This is a genomic window from Nibrella viscosa (assembly GCF_039541875.1).
GTDB lineage: Bacteria > Bacteroidota > Bacteroidia > Cytophagales > Spirosomataceae > Nibrella > Nibrella viscosa.
Map to the genome: position 1 here is coordinate 523,761 of NZ_BAABHB010000003.1, position 21,640 is coordinate 545,400.

The 21,640-nt window shown below is 52.3% G+C and carries 17 protein-coding genes and 1 pseudogene; 3 read left to right on the forward strand and 15 right to left on the reverse strand.

All coding sequences use genetic code 11. The features are described from left to right. Window positions 1-37: 37 nt before the first annotated feature. The 8 genes from ABD931_RS10765 to ABD931_RS10800 all read right to left on the reverse strand — a co-directional run bounded on the left by ABD931_RS10765 (window position 38) and on the right by ABD931_RS10800 (window position 10,442). Complete coding sequence (locus tag ABD931_RS10765) at window positions 38-691, reverse strand: acetyltransferase (RefSeq protein ID WP_345266837.1); 654 nt, start codon at window positions 689-691, stop codon at window positions 38-40. 12 nt (window positions 692-703) lie between these two features. Further along, complete coding sequence (locus ABD931_RS10770) at window positions 704-1,402, reverse strand: WbqC family protein (protein WP_345266838.1); 699 nt, start codon at window positions 1,400-1,402, stop codon at window positions 704-706. Next, entirely contained in the window at window positions 1,399-3,432 is a 2,034-nt protein-coding gene (locus ABD931_RS10775; RefSeq protein WP_345266840.1) for an ArnT family glycosyltransferase, read from the reverse strand. Before ABD931_RS10775 ends, ABD931_RS10770 begins: the two co-directional genes overlap by 4 nt. A 55-nt stretch (window positions 3,433-3,487) precedes the next feature. Continuing rightward, the gene (locus ABD931_RS10780; protein ID WP_345266842.1) at window positions 3,488-4,573 is read right to left on the reverse strand and encodes a DegT/DnrJ/EryC1/StrS family aminotransferase; all 1,086 of its coding nucleotides are present in this window, start codon (window positions 4,571-4,573) and stop codon (window positions 3,488-3,490) included. Beyond that, a complete protein-coding gene (locus tag ABD931_RS10785; protein WP_345266844.1) occupies window positions 4,570-5,832 on the reverse strand; it encodes an ABC transporter ATP-binding protein in 1,263 nt (420 codons plus the stop codon). The genes ABD931_RS10780 and ABD931_RS10785 overlap by 4 nt, the downstream gene beginning before the upstream one ends. 25 nt (window positions 5,833-5,857) lie before the next feature. Further along, on the reverse strand, window positions 5,858-6,688 hold the full coding sequence (locus ABD931_RS10790) for an ABC transporter permease (RefSeq protein ID WP_345266846.1): 831 nt from the start codon (window positions 6,686-6,688) through the stop codon (window positions 5,858-5,860). A 111-nt stretch (window positions 6,689-6,799) separates the two neighbouring features. Beyond that, window positions 6,800-7,900: a GumC domain-containing protein gene (locus ABD931_RS10795; RefSeq protein ID WP_345266848.1), complete on the reverse strand. Its 1,101-nt coding sequence runs from the start codon at window positions 7,898-7,900 to the stop codon at window positions 6,800-6,802. A gap of 22 nt (window positions 7,901-7,922) precedes the next feature. Further along, window positions 7,923-10,442, reverse strand: coding sequence for a polysaccharide biosynthesis/export family protein (locus ABD931_RS10800; RefSeq protein ID WP_345266850.1), 2,520 nt, complete (start codon window positions 10,440-10,442; stop codon window positions 7,923-7,925). 364 nt (window positions 10,443-10,806) lie between these two features. Between ABD931_RS10800 and ABD931_RS10805 the strand changes: the two genes are divergently transcribed. Together ABD931_RS10805 and pheA are read left to right on the forward strand one after the other, a co-directional pair. Then, the gene (locus tag ABD931_RS10805) at window positions 10,807-12,702 is read left to right on the forward strand and encodes a DNA topoisomerase IV subunit B (RefSeq protein WP_345266852.1); all 1,896 of its coding nucleotides are present in this window, start codon (window positions 10,807-10,809) and stop codon (window positions 12,700-12,702) included. Window positions 12,703-12,805: 103 nt separating this feature from the next. Continuing rightward, a complete protein-coding gene (gene pheA / locus ABD931_RS10810; RefSeq protein ID WP_345266855.1) occupies window positions 12,806-13,879 on the forward strand; it encodes a prephenate dehydratase in 1,074 nt (357 codons plus the stop codon). 1 nt (window position 13,880) lies between these two features. Here the strand turns inward: pheA and ABD931_RS10815 are convergent, their stop codons facing one another. Further along, complete coding sequence (locus tag ABD931_RS10815) at window positions 13,881-14,063, reverse strand: hypothetical protein (protein WP_345267243.1); 183 nt, start codon at window positions 14,061-14,063, stop codon at window positions 13,881-13,883. A 95-nt stretch (window positions 14,064-14,158) separates the two neighbouring features. Beyond that, window positions 14,159-14,470: pseudogene (locus ABD931_RS10820) on the reverse strand (Uma2 family endonuclease); the annotation flags it as partial. 109 nt (window positions 14,471-14,579) lie between these two features. On the opposite strand from ABD931_RS10820, the gene ABD931_RS10825 reads away from it, so the two are divergent. Beyond that, entirely contained in the window at window positions 14,580-15,272 is a 693-nt protein-coding gene (locus ABD931_RS10825; RefSeq protein WP_345266857.1) for a sulfite oxidase-like oxidoreductase, read from the forward strand. Window positions 15,273-15,275: 3 nt separating this feature from the next. On the opposite strand, the gene ABD931_RS10830 is transcribed toward ABD931_RS10825, so the two are convergent. From ABD931_RS10830 to ABD931_RS10850, 5 genes are all read right to left on the reverse strand, one after another. Further along, on the reverse strand, window positions 15,276-15,833 hold the full coding sequence (locus ABD931_RS10830) for a D-sedoheptulose-7-phosphate isomerase (RefSeq protein WP_370469316.1): 558 nt from the start codon (window positions 15,831-15,833) through the stop codon (window positions 15,276-15,278). Further along, entirely contained in the window at window positions 15,830-16,750 is a 921-nt protein-coding gene (locus ABD931_RS10835) for an ROK family protein (protein ID WP_345266859.1), read from the reverse strand. Before ABD931_RS10835 ends, ABD931_RS10830 begins: the two co-directional genes overlap by 4 nt. Window positions 16,751-16,753: 3 nt before the next feature. Then, entirely contained in the window at window positions 16,754-17,446 is a 693-nt protein-coding gene (locus tag ABD931_RS10840; RefSeq protein WP_345266861.1) for an HAD family hydrolase, read from the reverse strand. A gap of 48 nt (window positions 17,447-17,494) precedes the next feature. After that, a complete protein-coding gene (locus ABD931_RS10845) occupies window positions 17,495-18,898 on the reverse strand; it encodes a sulfatase-like hydrolase/transferase (RefSeq protein ID WP_345266863.1) in 1,404 nt (467 codons plus the stop codon). Window positions 18,899-19,063: 165 nt separating this feature from the next. Beyond that, a complete protein-coding gene (locus tag ABD931_RS10850; protein ID WP_345266865.1) occupies window positions 19,064-21,331 on the reverse strand; it encodes an aconitate hydratase in 2,268 nt (755 codons plus the stop codon). Window positions 21,332-21,640: the final 309 nt, after the last annotated feature.

Here is a 21,640-nt window from a genome sequence, read left to right on the forward strand (position 1 = left end):
AAGTTAGCGTAGTGTAGCAACCTCAAACCTCAACTAATCAATACACTTCATGACTGGGCTGAGGGAGTTTCTTGGCTGGGTTACCAATGTAAACGCCCCATTCCTCCGTGTTTTTGTAAATAGCGGCTGCCATTCCGACCAGGGTTCCGGTGGCCAGATGGGTGTAATCACGGATGGTACTATTGACCCCAAAGAAACAATACGGCTCTACCACACAATGGCCCGACAGCACCACGTGTGAGGTGAAAAACACATGATCGCCGATCTGCCCGTGGTGACCAATATGGTTACCGCTCCACAGCACTACGTTATTCCCGATGGTGGTGAAGGGCTGGATGGTGTTATCTTCCAGAATAAAGCAATTTTCGCCGATGGTGTTGCCGAACAGTGTTGCCTTCGAACTGATGTAGGAAATACAGTCGTAGCCTTTGGCTTTGGCCTGCTGGTATACATTCTCACGGTTTTTGTTCATCTTCCGGCCGGTCATGGGCGCAAAAAAACGGTAATCCTGCGGAGGGTAAAACGTTTCCAGGTCTTCAAAGGCTACCACCGGTAAACCTTTAAACTGATCGGCTTCCAGATACTCCCGATTAACCGTAAAGGCCACCACCTGGTGATCTGAATCGTTGGTCAGGTAAAAATGGGCCAGTTCGGCCGTGTCCAGGACACCAAAAATAACTACTTTCGCCATAGGGTTTTCAGATCACAAGAGTTCGTATTTAGCTAACATCGACCGAACGGTGGCCGGCTCATTAAACATCAGGACATCCAGCACAGACAGCCAGGGGACAAATTCATTCCGGAATTGTGGATACACCACCGGCTGCGATCGTATGAAGCTAAGCTGCATACCGGCTGCGGCAAAATCCTCTTTCCGGTAGAGTTCCATTCCCCCAATTGGGTTAATATAATGCGTTGCGTTTTCCTGCCGGCAAATATCCAGAATTCGGTCCTGCGCTTTTAGTTTGTCATTGGCGTATACACACGAGGACGGAATCACCTCCGTTTGAATACCGATGTAGGGATTCAGCACCTCAAAGCTATGCCGGATGTAGTCTGCCACATTGGCTGCCCCGAAATTGAGCATTTTTGTGGTTAAAGGAAAAACCGTATTATAAAAAGGAGCTTTCCGGTACGCCTGTTCTATCGTTTTCAGCAGTTTATCCCGCCACTTCGGATCGTCGGCCAGGGAAATATCACAGATCCGTTTGTTTTGGCTGGCATCTTTCAGCGGAATTGTGAACAGGTGTTCCTTTCCGTTGAGCAGCATTCGATTGCGGTTTACCCAACCCCGGTTAATGAAGGCCACGTCATCGTAGAGAATAAACTTATCGACGAGGTTCATCAACTGAAAATACCCAATGTAGGGCAGGAAGTAGGGCTGCATGATAGCGAGTTTCATTTAAGCTTCCTCAGGTAATAATCTTCGCCCGGTACCGTCATTTTTTCGCGCAGGGTAGTATCTGTGCCGAGCCGGAGGTCTCCGGGTTGCGGAGTAATGACACTCCGGGCAAAGAACAGGTAATCGGCTTCTTTGGGAATAGGCTGAACCCCCTTTTCGAAGGGATTGATTGTAATCAGCCGCCGGGAAAGGTCTTTTCCGTAGAGCGGATACTCATAATCATCGTTGATGGTGCCCAGGGCTACGGTGGCATTGGGGGGCACAATCGAGTCGAAGCGGCTGTAGGGTATATAAATATCCGGCCGGCCTACGGTTATCTGCTGCATGCGGCCGGCAGTGAACGCTGATTCGTGTCCGTTCCAGCTAAACGGTAGCGCCCGAATATTACAGAATACGCAGAGCAGCGCGGAGATACAGCCTAAAACGGTTATCAGCCCGACGTATGCTTTGCCGGCCACCCGTCCGGGTTTATCGACCGAAACCCGGGGACTCAGGAACAGCAGCGCCAGAAAGGGAATGCCCAGTAAACCTGTTTCAATAAAATACCGCCCTTTGAACGGATCGTACGGCGCCGAGTAGGAGAGGGCCGCAAAGTGCAGCAGCACGGCAACGCCCAGATAGCGGTGCGGCACCGACCGGGCAACACCCAGCAGCGTCAGGATGAGCAGCGGAATGATTAGACCAAAGCCGAAAACTCCCCAGTACGGGTTAGCATTGTAATACGCAAATTTTCGGTTGAAGGCAAACGGCATAATGGAAAAGTCGGTCTCTTCATCCAGCCGTAACCCAAACTTATCTTCCAGCCAGACTATGGGCCTTCGCATCTGAACGTTTAGCGAGACCCCCGCCGGCAGGTTACGGATACCATCAAGATTGAAGTGATCGTAGGCGTAGCGCACCAGGTTACGGCTACCCTGTTTTACCAGGTTAGGCAACGAGCCCGCCCGCTCTACCGACTGGTGTTTCAGCGCCGTGGGCGGACCAATGGGGTGCCCAAAGACTTCAATATTTTTTAAATAGCCCGTCGGCAGGGTCCAGATGCACATACCCACGATGATGGCTAGTGCCAACCGCCGGACCCTTCCGAAAAACTGACCAAAGTCTGGTGCCAGAAAGACGGTGTAAAGCATAATAACGAATACCGACGGCAGCAGCAGCGTAAACGTGATTTTGTGCCCATAGGCGATGCCGAATGCCATACCCGCCAGGTATAGATAGCGGCTATCGCGGGTTTGACGGTAGGTGAAAAGCATGTAAAGCAGTACACTCAGATAGGCCGTCAGCACTATATCGGTCTCGGTGGTAATGGCCTGCATCAGAAAATTGGGCAGAAGGGCATAGCCTAGTGCGCAGAAGAAACTGGCCGTTAGGTTGCTGCCGATGCGCTGCACAATGCCAAATACGGCAACGATACTGATCCAGTACGACAGATGGTGAATAAGCCGGAATGCACTCTCAAACCGGCCGGTTATCAGAAACGAATAAATCTGCAGGGTGCAGACACTCTTCGGGTAAGTGTCCATATTCCAGTTGGTACCACCGAAGTGGCGCATGCTACCCCGCTGAATATACTGCATAACCCGGTTAAGATGCCCCGTCATACTATCCCATTCATTGGGAACTGTAAATAGCACCAGCAACAGGTTGGTAACCGCAATAATGGCCAGCGTGACAAACAGGACCGTAAATATTGCCTTTACATAGGGGCGGAGCGACCAGTACCACCGGCTTAGCAACTGCCGGCGATCCTGCAGCAGTTGCCGGACCGAAAAAGGAGTACGATCGGGCACCAGCCGGCGCAGCAGTTCGCCAATCACAGTAGCGGTTATGAATACACCAGCAGCCCAGGCCGGGGTTGTGGACGTCAGATACAGCGCCGACAAAAGAAAGCCGGTCAGGATTACACTACCGGTAAAGAGGAGAAACGAGGTAAGCAGCCATTCGGTAAGCGAATACCGGCTAATCCGGGTGGCAAGCCAGCCAACATAGCCAACAAAGAGAACAAAAGACAGCAGGTATATAGCCGTCATAGGACAAACGATTCAAGTTAGCAGGTGGATAGTTGTCTATCTGTGCAAGAAAAGGCTATACCGTAATATAGACCGCTTCATTGACGATAGTACAGATTCGCTCTATATCTTCTTCCGGCAGATCCGGGTACAATGGCAGACACAGCACCCGAAGAGCTACATCTTCAGAAACCGGGCAGGGCTGAAACGGCTTTATAAAGGGCAGGGTATTCAGCGACGGGTAAAAATAGCGCCGGGGAAAAATACCTTCTTTCTGGAGCGCATCCTTCACGTCTAACAGCTTCTGCTCCGACTCCAGCAAGACCGGATAATACGCATAATTATACTGCAGTCCGGGTAAGCGGGAAGGGCGCTCAAGCCGGGCGAAGTCCAGCCGGCTGTCATACAAAGCTGATCGCTGTTTGCGGGCAGCAATCAGCTCATCTACCATAGGCAGATTGCACAGCCCCATAGCCGCGTGGAATTCAGAGTTCTTGGCATTGATGCCAATGCTCTGGTAATCATCGTTACGGTGGCCAAAACTCCGGTAAAAATGCAGTTTATGCGCCATTTCATCGTCGTTGGTAATAATGCACCCCCCTTCGACAGTGTGAAATACTTTGGTCGCGTGAAAACTACAGGTGCTCAGATCCCCGTAGCTAAGCAGGGACCGGTTGTTGTATTGGGCACCAAACGCATGAGCGCCGTCATAAATAACCTTTAGCTTGTATTTGTCGGCCAGCGCCTGTATCTGCTCAATCCGGCAGGCATTTCCATAAACATGTGTAGCCAGGATGGCCTGCGTGTTCTCCGTAATCAGCGGTTCAATAGCGGCCGGATCGATACAAAAGTCTCCGGGGTGAACATCCGCGAAGATGGGCGTGCAGTTCTCCCACAGAATGGCGTTGGTGGTAGCACAGTACGAAAAGGGCGTGGTAATGACCTCTTTGGTAATCTGAAGGGCTTTCAGCGCCATTTGCAGCACCACGGTTCCATTACTACAGAACTTCAGGTGCTTGACACCCAGATACTCTTTCAACTGGTTTTCCAGGTCACGTACCAGCGGGCCATCATTGGTCAGGTGAACCCGTTCCCAGACACCTTTCAAATAACGGCAGTAGTCCTCAAAGTCAGGCAGGTACGATTTGGTTACATTGGTCATTTAGCAAAAGCCTCCTCCTCTACCATTTTCATTTCGAACGGAAATTGTGGACGTACATAACCGGGCCATTTACCGTACCAGGCCACACCTTCCCGGTAATCTTCTACCTCGAAAGTAAGGCCATCTTCCAGATTGAACAAAGGCGTGACCGTATCTTTGACCACCATTACCGATACTGTATAAGAACCATCGTTTAAAAAATACCCCGGAATGTAGCACTCGCCGGCAATGAGTCCTTTGCTGTAGGTCTGCGATTGTGTACCGATGTTGAAGATACATTCGCCGGTCAGCGAGTTCAGGTGCAGACTCAGGTTCAGGTTTACGCGGTCTGTCATATTCCAGAACTCAAACCGGACCCGTAGCGGTGTGCGCACGTCGATATGGGTAGCTTTGTCGGGGTAGTCCGGAATCAGCTCAATGCGTCGGATGCGGACCCGATCATTGCCGGGCGCTTCTTCGGGTGTTTGCCAGGTGCGTACCAGTTTGGTTTTGGACACTTTACTCAGATAAGAGGCAATCACCTGGTTGGTTTCTCCCTGTTCGATCAGCCGTCCCTTCTCAAAATAGAAGGTCTTGTTGCAGAGCGCCTGCACAGCCGTGAGGTTATGGCTGACAAATAGAACGGTGCGGCCGCTGGCCGATACATCGCGCATTTTGCCGAGGCATTTTTTCTGGAACTCGGCATCACCCACGGCCAGTACCTCGTCGATAATCATGATCTCCGGGTCAAGGTGGGCGGCAATGGCGAAGCCTAATCGCACGTACATACCCGACGAGTACCGCTTAACGGGTGTATCGAGAAACTTTTCGATACCACCAAAATCCACAATAGCATCAAACGCTTTCCGGATTTCTTCCCGTTTCATGCCCAGAATGGAGCCGTTGAGGTAGATATTTTCGCGGCCGGTCAGCTCCGGATGAAAACCAGTCCCAACTTCGAGCAGGCTGGCAACCCGCCCCTGAATGCGCACCGAGCCGGTGGTCGGTTCCGTAATTTTGCTGAGAATCTTCAGCAGCGTTGATTTACCGGCTCCGTTATGGCCGACAATGCCGACGCGGTCGCCCTGATCAATGCTGAAATTAACGTCGCGGAGCGCCCAGAACTCTTCTTTTTCGAAAGTCTGTTCCTGCTCCTGTTTGCGCCCAAACCAATTTCGAAAACTCTCGGTGACTACGTCACGCAGGGTATTCGAACCTTTGCTCCGTTTATGATCTATGATATACCGTTTGCTGATATTTTCCGCTGCAATAACCGACATAATGTGGTGTCAGTAAATGGTGAATTTAAATGTCATCGACAAATGTATTTTCCCGTTTTCGGAAGAAGTAAAGAGCCAGGATCAGGCAAATCCCTACAATCAGTACCGAAGCGAGAACACTTTGTGGATTAAAAAAGGCTTTTCCGCCGAGCAAAGACCAGCGAAAGCCATCAATTATCCCAACCAGGGGATTTAACATATATAAAGAGTACCATCTTTCGTCGGCTACGAGCCGACTGCTATACGCAATCGGACAGGCGTAAAATCCTATCTGAACCAGAAACGGAATTAGTTGCCCCACATCACGAAAGCGAACGTTAAGAACGGCAAAAAACAGGCCGAAAGCAAAAGAAGCCAGCAGGGCCAGCAGGATAAACACCGGCAGAAACAGCAGGTGCCAGTCTGGCGAAACCTGATACCAGACCGCAAATAAGACAAAGAGGGCCAGGGAGATCAGGAAGTCCAGGAAACTCACCATAACCGAACTCATCGGCATTATTAACCGCGGAAAGTATACTTTTGTTACCAGGTTGGCATTGACGGTGATGCTGGAGCTGACCTGCGTAAACGCATTGGAAAAGAATGTCCAGACGGTGAGACCGGCCAAAACCATCAGAGGATACGGTACCCCAGGATCGGCGGGCAGCTTGGCCACTTTGCTGAATACGAACACCATAATCAGCATTGTAGTCAATGGTCGGATCAGACTCCACGAGATACCCAGTGCAGATTGTTTGTAGCGCACAGAAATATCACGCATTGAGAGAATGAGGAGCAGTTCACGGTTACGCCAGAGATCACGCCAGTAGTGGCGCTCCGACCGACCAGACTCGATAACTATTTCCTGTGTTTTCACTAGTTGAATTAAGAGTTGAGAATTAAGAGTTAAGAATTAAAAAGAACAATGTGGTACGTCAGCCCAACTGCCGGGCGGCCCCGTCTTAATTCTTAACATATCACTTATTTCCTAGCCTTCCTGCATAATGGAGCGGTACGTCTCCCGGAAGAAGATAATTATGACACTGAAAAAAAGCCCCAGCGCTATACCGACCTGCATGGCTGCAGACGACTTTACCTCCCGGAAAAGTGGTAAAGATACCGGCTCAATAATCGTAAACAAAGGCGCTTCCCGTATCAGGGAAAGCTTCATGTTTTCTTCACTCTGCAGCGCCTGGAAATAGACCGTTGTCAGGAAAGAGGAGTTACGGGTAAGTTTCGTTTCCTGAACGCGCCCTTCGGCAACTACGACCTGCTGATTCTGATCCTGATACCGGGCCAGCCTGGTTTCCGACAATCCCAGTTCCCTGCCCAGCGAGTCGGCCCGACGCTTTAGCAACTCGTGCATTTCGCGGGTCTTCTTGGTTTGTTTCTGCCGATAATCTTCTTCAATGGTCTCCAGATGGGTCTCCACAAATGCCTTGGCCAGATCTTCATCTTCCATACCGGCTCGTAGCTGCATAAAGGACGATTTACGTTCCGGCTGACTAACCCCTATCTCATTCTGAATCCGGGTGTAGATCTGGGCCAGGGCCTTATGGTCATGCATGGTATACTCTTCCGGCTTTTTGGCCTGCGGAAGACTATAAGTCCGGAGTTCCTCATTCTCCTCCCATTCATCATCAAGGATTCCGCCATGGCGGATATAATAGTTAAGCAGCAAGGTGTCTTTGCCCTTGATGTTGACGGTCTTCATGAGGGTTTTCTCGACAACCGGCCGGGATTTGGCATAGATCATGAAGTTGTCTCCTACAAAAATGTTGGCTTCGGGTGCGGCCTGCCCCAGTCCAAAAGCGGTGGCTAAGGCGCCCATATCACCAAAACTGTTGCTGGCACCGCCCAGGTTAAAGGTAGTGGTTGCCGAATAAATCACTTTTTTATCGGTCAGCTTATCTTTAACAAAGCCGATAATGCCACCAGCCAGCACAAGGCCCAGTAAAATCTTCCAGTTTCGTTTGAAAACATACTTCAGGCGAAAGATGGAGAGCAGAACCGCCTTGGGTGAGACCTGATCCGGCGGTACAGGCCGCACGGTCATATTGTTTGTTTCGGTTGAGTTGACAGTACTCATAAGTGTAATCCAGGTCTGTTTTTTATCGAATGGTCCGGTAGGCCAGGATCAGGGTAATCAGGGTCATAACGGAGCTGGTAATGGCCGTTGCCTGACCCAGGACCTGCTGTGGCGTAAGCGGGTTTGTAGTCCGGGTAGGCACTATAATCTCCGAGCCGGGCTCTATCCGGGGATAAATATTAAAAAACATAAACTTTCGGGTGCGGTCGACGGAGCCGTTGGCGTATACCACAAATGCCTTTCTTCGCTGTGATTTGGCTGTAAAGCCCCCGGCTTGCGCTATATAATCCTGAAACGTCTGACTCGGGCGGAACTTCACCGTATTCGGTAGCAGCACTTCGCCCTGAAGCCGGACTGTTTCCAGGCGCTTGGGAATCCGGAGCACATCATTTTCCTGAATCAACATATCTTCCGTTGAGCCGGGGTTGGCCAGAATACGCTTCAGGTTAATGCCTATTGCTTCTTGCTTACCGGTAGCGAGCGGATCGACCCGAACCACGCTTTTGCGGGCATCATCGGCTACTTCGGCTATTGAGCGCTGTTGCTGGGCAATCTCCTCAGGGCTTAGCTGAATGGAGCGAACCAGGGTAGCACCTTCTATGTACGCATAAGGCGTTAACCCGCCGGCCATGTTTACCAGATCCGAGACTTTCTGATCCTTGCTCCGGATAGGGTAATTGCCCGGTACAATTACTTCCCCTTCTACCCGGGCGTAGGTCTGGACCTGATAATTTGGTGACCGCCGAACGGTTATCTGATCAAAGGGTTCCAGCAAAAACTTACTCTCGCCGGGGTTGATTGACAGATCTCGGTTGATGGAGATGCGGTACGTTTCCGCTACTTCGGCGGTCGTAGATTTGGGATCGACATCCTTCTTCCGGCGAACCACCTCAATTTGCGACGAAGCGGCCGATTCTTTTAAACCGCCAACCCGCAGAATCAGATCCTCCAGCGTCATGTTTGCCATGTACGGCATCGTAATATAGTCGGCTGCATTGTTGATCTCGCCCTGTATGATAATCGTAGCTGGTTCGGCCAGGTTAAATCGCGACGGAATAACGATATTGTCTTCCCGCTGTAGCGGTATGTCCTCCCGTGTCCCATTGATAATATCGGCGTAGTTCACAGTTATGGTCTCAATCGCCAGATCTTCACGGGTACGCACAATGGTAATCCGGCCCGTAAAGGCATCTCCTTTGAGGCCATCGGCAGTAGCAATTAACTGTTTCAGGGTCTTATTCTGATCCAGCGAATACTGCCCCGGCCGGAATACGGCCCCTTCTATGGTTACCTGGTTCTCAAACCGGTCGAGAATCTGCTCCACCATTACCTGATCGCCATCCTGTAGGGTAAAGGTGTCGAATTGTTCGGAGGCAACATCAATAACTTTGCGCTCCCGGTCGGTCAGCCGCGTAATCTTAATCCGGCTTTTGTAAGCGTTGGCCGAAAAGCCGCCCGCAAAATAAAGAAGCTTACCCAGGTGCTCGTCGGGCAGCATCTCAAATGTTTTGTTACGCTTGACGGGACCGGTAATTTCTACCCGTTTCTCAAACGTCTGGAAGCGAATGTTGTCATTGTCCCGCAGACGAACATCGTTTCGCTGAACACCCAGCAGTAGCAAATCGTACAGGTCCAGGGTAGCGATGACCTTGTTGTTCCGGATAACCTGCACTTTACGGAACGAGCCCAGTTCATTTGGCCCTCCCGACTGGTAAATGGCGTTCATCGCCGTTGACAATGAAGAGATAGAATAGGTACCTGGCTTTACGGCCTCGCCCAGGACAGACACCCGGATACTCCGGATATTACCCAGCGTCAACTCCAGATAGGTATTCTGGGGGCCGTAGGTGCTGTTGCGAAGTCCTACAAATTTTTTCGACAGCCGATCGATGATCCGGGTTTTAGCAGCCTCAATGGATAAGCCGACTACAGATACCGGACCAATTCCGGTTTGGTTGGCAAGGTAAATATTACCCTCCGGAGAGACGGTCTGGGAGAAATCGGCTTCTGAATAGCCATACAAGCGAATATTTAGCTGATCGCCCGGCCCGACCTGATAATTCTGAGGAGTGGCCATATTGAGGTTGGGCGCAAACGTTTCCTGGTAGGCCGGATTGTTGAAAATCTCAAACCCGAACAGCTTCCGGCGGATTTCCTGTTTCTCCCGCTCACGGGCAGCCTCATAGCCCTGTTCCTGCAGTTCATCACTGGTCAGTTGGTTTTTGGCTTTCTGGTCTTCCTGTGCCTGAATCTCAAAGTCAGTTCCGGTTGGGTTAGCTCCGTTCTGGTTCGATAGCTGCGTTTGGGTACGGCCGGTCTGGGGTTGCTGGCCCGGTGCCGATTGCGTTGAGGGTTGAGGCTGACCAGAGGTGCTCCGGCCGGCCGGATTTTGCGGGGACGTCTGGCCGGGAACAGGGCGCCCGGGCAGGCCCTGAGTGGGCAGGTTACGAGGTAAATTTCCGGGTAAAGTAGAGGGAGTGGACGATGGAGCCGGGGTGGCGGGTGCCGGTACGGCCTGCCCCAGCAAATTGCCGCTAAGCATACCTGCCAGAACTAATCCCAATACCAACCGGAGACCGGATAAACCAACTTTTTTCCTGAATGATTGTGCCATTAGAAGATGGAAAATTTGGCTATTTTGCATATTTTTAAGATGTGTGCTGTTGGAGACAGCTTTTCTGCAAAGTCAATTCTTTAAACGCTGATATAGCTCGAAGTAGTACTTTTACAACAGTTCAGGAAGCAAAGTAAGTGAACTTTTGTCGTAATTTAAATAGTTATCTATTCAGCGGATTAAATTCTTATATTGGCGGTGAGGGGGTCATTTTTCCGAATCCGTGGGGAACCACCTTATCATTTTTTCTTTCTTCAACAACCAGTCTAATTGAACAATTTAAGGACCACACATGGCTGAAACAACAAACCAAAATGTACAGTATACGGAAGATAGCATTCGGTCACTCGACTGGAGGGAGCATATACGTCTACGCCCGGGTATGTACATTGGAAAACTGGGCGACGGCTCAGCCGCCGACGATGGCATTTATGTGCTGCTGAAAGAAATCATTGACAACTCCATCGACGAACACGTGATGGGGAATGGCAAAATTATTGATATTAAAGTCACCGATCACCGCGTTGAGGTACGCGACTACGGCCGGGGTATTCCGCTGGGAAAAGTAGTCGATTGCGTTTCCAAAATAAATACGGGTGGTAAATACGATTCCGGCGCTTTTCAGAAATCGGTTGGCCTGAACGGTGTCGGCACCAAAGCGACTAATGCCCTGTCCACCTACTTCCGCGTGCAGTCGTTCCGCGACGGCAAGACCAAATGGGCGGAGTTTAAGCGCGGGGAACTGGCAGCTGAATCGGACCTGGAGAATACAAATCAGCGGAACGGTACCCAGATCATCTTTGAGCCGGATAATACCGTGTTTAAGAACTTCCACTTCATTCCCCAGTTCCTGGAGAATATGATCTGGAATTACTGCTACCTGAACGCCGGACTGACCATCCAGTTCAACGGACAGAAGTTTGTATCCCAGAATGGCCTGCTCGACCTGCTGCGAAATAAGACGGATGAAGATGCACTCCGGTATCCGATTATTCACCTGAAAGGGCAGGATCTGGAAATCGCACTGACCCACGGTAACCAGTACGGCGAAGAATACTACTCGTTTGTGAACGGGCAGTATACAACCCAGGGCGGGACTCACCTGGCGGCCTTACGCGAAGCCATCGTCAAAACGGTTCGGGAACACTTCAACAAGGATTACGATCCGTCGGATGTGCGGGCGTCGATTATTGGGGCTATCAGCCTTCGGGTACAGGAGCCGGTGTTCGAGTCGCAAACCAAGACCAAACTAGGGTCAATAAACATGGCACCGGATGCCAGTGCGCCTACGGTCCGGTCGTTTGTACTCGACTTTGTGAAAGACCGGCTGGACGATTACCTGCACATGCACCCCGAAACCCGCGATGCGCTGAAGAAGCGGATCGAGCAGTCGGAGCGGGAGCGTAAGGAACTGGCAGGTATCAAGAAATTAGCCAATGAGCGTGCCAAAAAAGCCAATCTGCACAACAAAAAACTGCGCGACTGCCGCATTCACCTGCCGGACAGCAAGGCCGAGGACCGTTACCAGACTACGCTGTTTATCACCGAAGGCGATTCGGCCAGCGGATCAATCACCAAGTCGCGTAACGTACAGACGCAGGCGGTATTCAGTTTGCGTGGTAAGCCCCTCAACTGCTTTGGCCTTACCAAAAAGGTGGTGTATGAAAACGAAGAATTTAACCTGCTGCAGCACGCGCTGGATATTGAAGATGGGCTGGACAACCTGCGCTACAACCGCATTGTGATTGCCACCGATGCCGACGTCGACGGCATGCACATCCGGTTGCTGATGCTGACGTTCTTCCTACAGTTCTTCCCCGATCTGGTGCGGAACGGTCACCTGTATATTCTGGAGACGCCCCTGTTTCGGGTACGCAACCCGAAGAACCACAAAGAGACCATTTATTGCTACTCGGAAGAAGAGAAGCAGAAAGCGATGAACAAGCTATCGTCGGGTGGCCGCAAGATCGAGATTACCCGGTTTAAAGGATTAGGTGAAATCTCTCCCGAAGAATTCGGACTCTTTATCGGCGAAAACATGCGCCTGGAGCCGGTGATTATGGAGAAGGAAACTTCCATTCCCAAACTGCTCAGCTACTATATGGGCAAGAATACGCCCGACCGTCAGCGGTTTATCATTGAAAACCTGCGCATCGAAAAAGACATCGAAGAAGCCGCTTTGGTGTAGGAGTTAAGAATTAAGAGTGATGAGTGAAGAATTATGGAGAATGGGTTAGTAGCTTTGCAGCTTACCACGCTTAATTCGTAACTCATCACTCTTAATTCCCTGTATGACGCTTGAATCCCTCCGTAACCAGATTGACTCCATTGATGACCAATTGCTCAGCCTGCTCAACCAGCGTATGGACCTGGTGCGGCAGGTGGGGGAACTGAAACGGTCAAGCAATGCCATCATTTACCGGCCTGAGCGGGAGCTTCAGATTGTAGACCGGCTTACCCGGCAAAACAACGGCCTGCTGAACCGGGCGGCTATTGAAGCTATCTTTCTGGAAATCTTTGCCGTTTCGCGCAATTTGGAATTGCCGGAGCGGGTTTCCTTTTTAGGGCCAGAGGGGAGCTTTACCCATCAGGTAGCCGAAAGCCGGTTTGGAGCCATGAGTTCCTATATGGCGTTGCCTACAATTCGCTCAGTATTTGAGAGCGTAGAGACAGGCCGGACGCGGTTCGGGGTGGTGCCGATTGAAAATAACCAGGAGGGGGTTGTGAATGAAACTATCGACCTGCTGCTGGAAAAAGAGCTGACTATTGCCGCCGAAGCCCAGATTCCGGTGCATTTTACGTTTGCCACTCAGTCGGACAACATCAACGAAATTACCCACATCTACTCTAAAGACATTGCGTTCCGGCAGTGCAGTAAATTCCTGAGTGAATATTTCGAGGATACCGAGGTGGAGATGGTGCCGGTTGAATCTACCTCTAAGGCCGCCAAACTGGCTGCTCAGCAGCCCAATGCAGCCGCCATCTGCTCCCACATTGCGGCCAAGCTCTTTACGGTACCCATCCTGTTCGATAACATAGAAGACAGTGACCTGAACCGCACCCGCTTCCTGATTCTGGCGAAGGATTTTGTGAACCAGCCCAGTGGTCACGACAAGACTACCCTGATTGCCCGGCTGGCCAATACCAACAAACCCGGTGTGCTGGCTGAGTTTCTCCAGGAGTTCAACGCCCGCAACATCAACCTGACCAAAATAGAAAGCCGGCCACTCCGCGAAGGCGCTACCTTCCGCTACTGGTTCCTGCTCGAATGCGAAGGGCACGTTGATGACCCTGCCTTAAAGGATATTCTGAATCACCACACGGCTGAAGTGAAGTGGCTGGGCAGCTACGTGCGGGTGTCCTGATTCAGGCGTTTACAGGCAGAATATCCTCGGTATCGGCATACGCCACGGGCATACTGATCGTCAGGTCGATGCTGGCCAGATAAATGCTTTCGTTGATGGACTGAGCTTCTGAGGCCAGAAACCAGAAATCGTTTTCACCTTTCCGAAACACTTCGGCCCGGATCGTTTGCGAGTCGATAAGCACGTATTCAGATAAAGTGGGAATCCGGCGGTAGAAGACAAATTTTTCCCCCGGTCGTAGGCTTCAGTGCTTTTTGATAATACTTCGATAATAAGCGTAGGGTTAGTTACCGTATCCCGCTTAGCATCGGCGTACTGGTTTGGTCCGTAGATAACCAGTATATCGGGGTAGGTGTACAAAGTAGTCTCTGGTATGTGCAGGCGCAAATCGCTGGAATATCCCCGACACGATGAGCCACGCAGCTTTATCCCAGTCTCAATGGTGAGATTCGCCGTAATACGAACATGGTTGGGCGAAGCGCCGGCCATAGCGAATATTTCGCCATTGTGGTACTCGCTTTTATAAAGAGCTTCACGCTCCCGTTCCAGGTACTGCTCCGGGGTATAATATATTTTAGGTTGTGCAGTCATTAGTCATTGGGTTGTTTACCAAAGATACCACTTTTCCCGCCAATTTGCTGACCGTGAACTTAAAGCCTATACAACGGTTTTCGTTCATAGAAAGTACCTTTTTAAAATAATGGATACGAACGAGAAGCTGGATAAAATCATTGACGCCCGGATGAGGCTGAAGCGTCGGTTTGAGGAGAAAATGGCGCAAACACCGTCTATGGCCGATGACAAACCGAGGGGCTCCGGGCCAACTAACCGCCACGGGATGCCGCAGGTGCCGGTTGGCCAAACCATAACCAAAAAGTGGCCGGTATTAGACCTGGGCTACCAGCCGAACATACCGCTGGATAAATGGCAACTCGCGCTAGACGGTGAAGTAGAAGAGCCCATGCGACTGAAATGGCCGGATCTGATGGCTTTGCCGCAGGTAGAAGACATCAGTGACTTTCACTGCGTAACCACCTGGTCGCGGCTGGATGTCCCCTGGGGTGGCATCCGGTTTATGGACCTGGCCGCGCTGGTTCGTCCGAAAGATACGGCTACGCACATCATGTGCTACGGCTACGACGGGTACTCCACCAACATCTCGCTGGAAGAGGCCCTGAAGCCCGATGTGCTGCTGGTGCATACCGCCGACGGTGAGCCGCTGCCCCGCGAACATGGCGGGCCGCTCCGCATGATTACCCCCCAGCTATACGCCTGGAAAGGGGCCAAATGGATCAAGCGTATTGAATTTCTGGCCGGCAACCAGCTTGGTTTCTGGGAAGAACGCGGCTACTCCAACACCGCTTATCCCTGGCGCAACGATCGGTATAGCTGAGTCTTAAACGTTTTGTTCCATAAAGGTATAGCATAGCATATGGCAAATGGTCATATGCGCGTCCTCGACACGGCCATAGTGTTCGGAGTCGATGACGATGACCTCCTGTGCCAGATCGGCAAGTTTGCCGCGCTTGCCGCCGACGAGGGCAACGGTAGTGAGACCCTGCTGATTGGCCCAGTCCATAGCTTTGACCAGGTTGGGTGAACTGCCGCTAACACTCATGGTCAGCACCAGATCGCCGGGCCGGGCGTAGTTCTGCAACTGCCCGACAAAGACATCATCGTACGAGTAGTCATTGCCCAGTGCAGTGAGCCAGGCCGTGTTGTCGTTAAGCGACAGGCATCGGAAGCGTTTGCCAAGCTTATCAGAAGCGCCTTTGCCCAGGTCGGTGATGAAGTGTGACGCGTTGGCCGCGCTGCCACCGTTGCCGAACACGAAGAGTTGGCGATCCTCCTGCCAGCATTGTTTCATCAAATCGGCGATGCGGGCTACCTGCTCTACGGGGATAGAATCGTAGGCGGCTTTTTGTTGGTTTAGGTAATCCTGAAAGTAACTCATGATGATAAAAGTAAGGCTCCCACCGGCACGGCATCTTCGCCTAATTTGGCCAGCAACACAACCGGAGCCGGGTGAAAGGCCGACATAACAAACCGGGGCAAAGCTGTACGAACAGCGGCTCTTAATGGCTCACCGATTAATGACAGCCCTCCGCCCAGCACGATGGCCTGCGGGTGGAACAAATGTACGACATGCGACAGGCCAAACGCCAGCACTGAGCCAATTTGCTCAATCAGCATCCGGGCCACCGGATCGCTCTTCTCATAAGCCGGGTGCAGAAAGCGGGCTTCTCCGCCAATAGTGTTGCCAACCAGCTTCTTTAGCGGAGAACTATCGTCGAGTTGGGGGAGCAGGTCACGAATCTGACGGTCTACCGCCCAACCCGAGCAGGTCTGCTCCACTGTCTGCCCCGGATTGCCGGACGCATCGGGCGGAACCAGCCAGAGGTGGCCGATCTCCGCTTCGCCGGGTATAGCGCCGTGGTATATGTTGCCATCGACAACCATACCCCCGCCGACACCACTGCCTAAGGTGACGTAAAAAACATGCTTAAACGAACTGGCTACCCCTCGCTTGGCTTCACCCAACGCGGCCACATTCGCGTCGTTTTCGATCCGTATGGTAGCTGCATTTGTTCGCTCGCGAAGCCAGTCGGCTAAACCAAAGCCCGCCCAGCCCGCTACCTGGTGAGAGGTAGCTATACGGCCGGTGTTCCAGTCGACGGGGCCGCCGAAGCCAACGCCGATAGACGTAGGTTGCTCGGGTAGTTGCCGGAGAACCTGGTCAATATGGTTTAAGATTCCCGTGGCTCCCAACTCTTTATCTACCGCAAAACGATACCGTTGGCTGATCTGTCCGGTATCGTTGCCAGTTACAAGTTGCAGCTTGGTGCCGCCTATTTCAATGCCTATGCGCATAAATTATGAAACGCCAGCCCGGCCGCGTTCTATTACGCGTTCTATCAACTGTTTAAAATTAATCTCCCTAAAATCAGCAATAATCAAACTTGCCCCCGTATTCGTCAACTCTTCCCGCGTATGGGTAGTAGCCAGAGCAACAACGCGCATACCGGCCCGCAGCCCGGCTTCAATTCCTGAAAAGGCATCTTCAAAAACGACGCACCGCTCTGGTGGTATACCCAGCCGCTCCGCAGCGGTGAGGTAAATCTCCGGGTCCGGCTTACCCCGCGTAATCATGGAGGCATCAACCACCGTATCAAAATACGACCGTACCTGAATGCCGTCCAGCGTAAACGAAATATTGCTGACGGGTGCCGACGTGCCAACCGCCATTGGTACCTGATTGTGCTTCAGCTCCTCCAAAAATGAAATTAAGCCGGGCGTAGGCTGGAGATTGGCGCGGTACATCTCCCGGTAAATCTCTTCTTTCTCTTCCGTATAGGTGACAAGTTCCTCCGGTGTCAGCGAACGCTGAAATACATACGGTAATGAATCGGCCGCTACCCGACCATTTATGTACGAAGCGTATTGTTCTGGTGTTAGCGAAAGGCCGTAACGGCCTACAAACTGAAACCAGGAATCGGTATGGTACCGGTGATTATCGACAATAACGCCGTCCATATCGAACAGCGCGGCTATAGGTTGCGTACTCATGGCGCGAACTTATAGGTTTTCCGGCAAAGCAAAAAGTGTCATGGTCAACTATCGGGTACCAACTGGCTTCTGCCACGGCACCGAGCCGCCTAGCCGGATATGCTCCATCAGCATCTTAACCAGTTCATCGGCTTTCTTCCGCTCTTTAGAAAAGAGATCAGTGGTCTCGGCCGGGTCGTTTTTCAGGTTGTAGAGTTCGTAAGGCGCAAACGGGGTTGGTTGCAGGAGTTTCCAGTCGGCCAGTTGCAGCGCGTGTATCTGCAAACCTTTGTAGGTGTCCTGCCCTTCGCGACGAACAAAGTACAGCGGCCGCTCGGGTAGGGCGGGGGCGTTGGCTTCGGTCATTTGGAGCAAAAAAGACTGGGCATCTAATCCGGCCGGAACGGCAGCACCGGCCACTTGCAGCAGGGTAGGCATCCAGTCCATCAAGAGCAGTTTTTCCGGGGATACCCGTCCGGCCTGAATATGTCCCGGCCACATGGCACCGGTGGGAATGCGGATGCCGCCTTCATACATGGTGCCTTTGAAACCTCGGTAAGGGCCTACATTGGCTTTGCCGGGCTTCCAGCCGCCGTTGTCGCTGGTAAAGATGACCAGGGTATTGCTGAGCTGTCCATTGGCTTTCAGCGCAGCCAGTACCTGGCCCACGTTATGGTCCATATGCTCGATCAGGGCCACCAGTTTGGCCCGTACGGGGTCGATGCCCGGTTCGCGCTTCTGTACCCGGTCGAGCCACTCGGCGGGTGGTTGCAAAGGGTCATGCGGAGCGGTGTAGGCGAGGTAGAGAAAGAAAGGCTGATTGGCTTTGGCTTTGCGGCCGTTAAGGTAGTTGACGGCTTCATCCGTGAACAGGTCAGTTGCATGGCCGGGCGGGTCAACAGTCTGCTTGTTATGCCGCAGGAAGTTGGTATTGTGCCGGCGCTTGGCTACGTAGTCGTCCATCATGCCTTCCAGCAGCCCATAAAACTCCTGAAATCCCCGCTCGTTGGGCAGATTGGGTGATTCCAGTCCAAGATGCCATTTCCCCACCAGGGCGGTGTGGTAACCGGCTTTGTTTAGATGGTCAGGCAGAAGTCGGCCGGGAGCCAGGTAGCCCCAGCTATCCCAGGTCTCATCCCGAATCACGCCCGGCACCCCCATCCGCTCCGGCCACCGCCCCGATAGCAGAGCCGCCCGGCTTGGCGAGCAGACCGGACTATTGGCGTAAAAGTTAGTGAACTTGACTCCGCCGTTGATGATGCTGTCTATATGCGGTGTTCGCAGGTCCGGCGCACCGAAACTCGACAGGTCACCCCAGCCAAGGTCATCGGCGAGGATAAAGACGATGTTAGGGCGGATAGGAGCAGCTTGGCTCAGGGATAGCTTTGGGCGTGTAAATGCCCACAGGATTGAGAAGCCAACGCTAATGAAAAGCCAGAAGAGGAACTGTTGAGTTTTAGGAAATAGTCGCATACACAAATCAAGTAAAAATTTGTGTATGCCGTTGGGAAATACCTGTCAAAAACAGAACCGGCTAATCATGCGCTGTAGAGACAGGATGATTAGCCGGCTGTTTGTACAACGGAATTGTATTCCGTTCTACCAGAAACGGAATACAATTCCGTTGTACAAGTTCTACTAAGCGTTTACGCGCATCTTGATCAGGTTCAGGGCCGATCCGGCTTTGAACCACTCAATCTGACCCTGGTTGTACGTATGATTTACCGGGAACTCGTCGACGGTACCATCGACGTGGTGCAGGACCACGGTCAGCGGCTTGCCGGGCGCGAACTCGGTCAGACCCAGGATCTCTATGTTGTCATCTTCCTGCACTTTATCGTAGTCGGCGGGGTTGACAAACGTCAGGGCCAGCATACCCTGCTTTTTCAGGTTGGTTTCGTGGATACGGGCAAAAGACCGTACCAGAATGGCCCGAACGCCCAGGTGACGCGGCTCCATCGCTGCGTGCTCGCGGGATGAACCTTCGCCATAGTTCTCATCACCAACCACTACCGAGCCGATGCCGGCGGCTTTGTAGGCCCGCTGAACGGCCGGCACTTCGCCGTATTCGCCGGTCAGTTGGTTCTTCACTGTGTTGGTCTTGTCGTTGTAGTAGTTCACGGCTCCAATCAGCATGTTGTTGGAGATGTTGTCGAGGTGACCACGGTACTTCAGCCACGGACCGGCCATCGAGATATGGTCCGTCGTACACTTGCCTTTTGCCTTGATCAGCAGTTTCAATCCTTTCAGGTCGGTTCCTTCCCAGGCCGGGAACGCGTCGAGCAGTTGCAGACGGTCGGAGGTAGGGCTTACTTTTACCTGTACCTGACTGCCGTCTTCGGCGGGAGCCTGGTAGCCGGCGTCTTCTACGTCATACCCTCTCGGCGGCTGCTCGATACCCTGCGGCTCATCCAGCATCACTTCTTCCCCGTTTTCGTTGACCAGCTTATCGGTCATCGGGTTGAATGTCAGGCTACCGGCAATGGCAAAGGCTGTCACGATTTCCGGTGACGCCACAAACGCGTGGGTGCTGGCCAGCCCATCGTTTCGCTTGGCGAAGTTCCGGTTGAAGGAGGTAATGATGGAGTTTTTCCGGTTCGGATCGTCAATATGACGCGCCCACTGACCGATACAGGGACCGCAGGCATTCGCCAGGACCACACCACCGATACCTTCAAACGTTTGCAGCAGCCCATCGCGCTCGGCCGTAAACCGGACCAGCTCAGAGCCAGGGGTAACGGTAAACTCCGACTTGGTTTTCAGGTTTTTCTCCGTTGCCTGAGCCGCAATGGAGGCCGAACGGGTCAGGTCTTCGTAGGAAGAGTTGGTGCAGGAGCCGATCAGACCCACATCCAGCTTCTCAGGCCAGCCGTTTTCCTTCACCGCTTTGGCGAAGTTAGAGAGCGGCCATGCCAAATCTGGGGTGTAGGGACCGTTGATGTGCGGCTCCAGTTCCGACAGGTTGATTTCAATCAGTTGGTCGAAATACTGTGCCGAATCAGTGTATACCTCATCGTCGGACCGCAGGTGCTGTCTAACCGCATTGGCGGCATCGGCGATATCGGCGCGGTTGGTAGCGCGGAGGTAGTTGGCCATGCTCTCGTCATAGGCGAAGATCGAGGTTGTAGCCCCAATCTCGGCACCCATGTTACAGATGGTAGCTTTACCGGTTGCCGACATGCTTTCGGCCCCTTCGCCGAAGTATTCCACAATACAGCCGGTACCGCCTTTCACGGTCAGGATACCCGCCACGCGCAGGATCACGTCTTTTGGCGCGGCCCAGCCGCTCAGTTTACCGGTTAGTTTTACACCAATCAGTTTCGGCATTTTCAACTCCCACGGCAGGCCGGCCATCACGTCGCAGGCATCGGCACCACCCACCCCGATGGCGATCATACCCAAACCACCCGCGTTAGGCGTGTGCGAGTCGGTACCGATCATCATACCGCCGGGAAAGGCATAGTTTTCCAGCACAACCTGATGGATGATACCCGCACCCGGCTTCCAAAAACCAATACCATATTTATTGGAGACCGACGACAGGAAGTCGTACACCTCTCTGTTTTTGTTTTTGGCTACATCCAGATCCTGATCGGCACCGACTTCGGCCTGAATCAGGTGGTCGCAATGAACCGTAGACGGAACCGCTACTGTGGCTCGGCCGGCCTGCATAAACTGCAGCAGGGCCATCTGCGCGGTAGCGTCCTGCATAGCAACGCGGTCCGGCGCAAAATCAACATACGTCTTACCCCGCTCAAAAGCCTGCGTTGGGGTGCCGGCTGTGAGGTGGGCGTATAAGATTTTCTCCGACAGTGTTAGGGGGCGTCCCACAACTTGCCGGGCTGCTTCGACGCGCTCACCGAATCCGGCGTACACGCGTTGAATCATGTCAAAGTCAAAAGCCATAGTATAGAGGGAATACGGTTACTAAAGGAACTATCTGTTTGGATAACCGGGATAACAGCTTTCGGATTCCCGGTTACGGCGGCAAAATTAGGACTTTTTCTTATATGTTGGCGGATAGGGTTTATTGTGCCTGTTTATTGCTGCCTTTATTCGTCTGTAGTTTTAGGCGGAAGGATCAGTCTGGTTCTGAAAATCGGGTCGGAGGGGTTTTCTACGGTAATTTTTAGAACGTTCGGCCGCTACAAGTTGTTACGCCTACACAGCCCATCCAGAATTTTCCGTTAAAAAAGCCGGTACCTGTTCATTGCA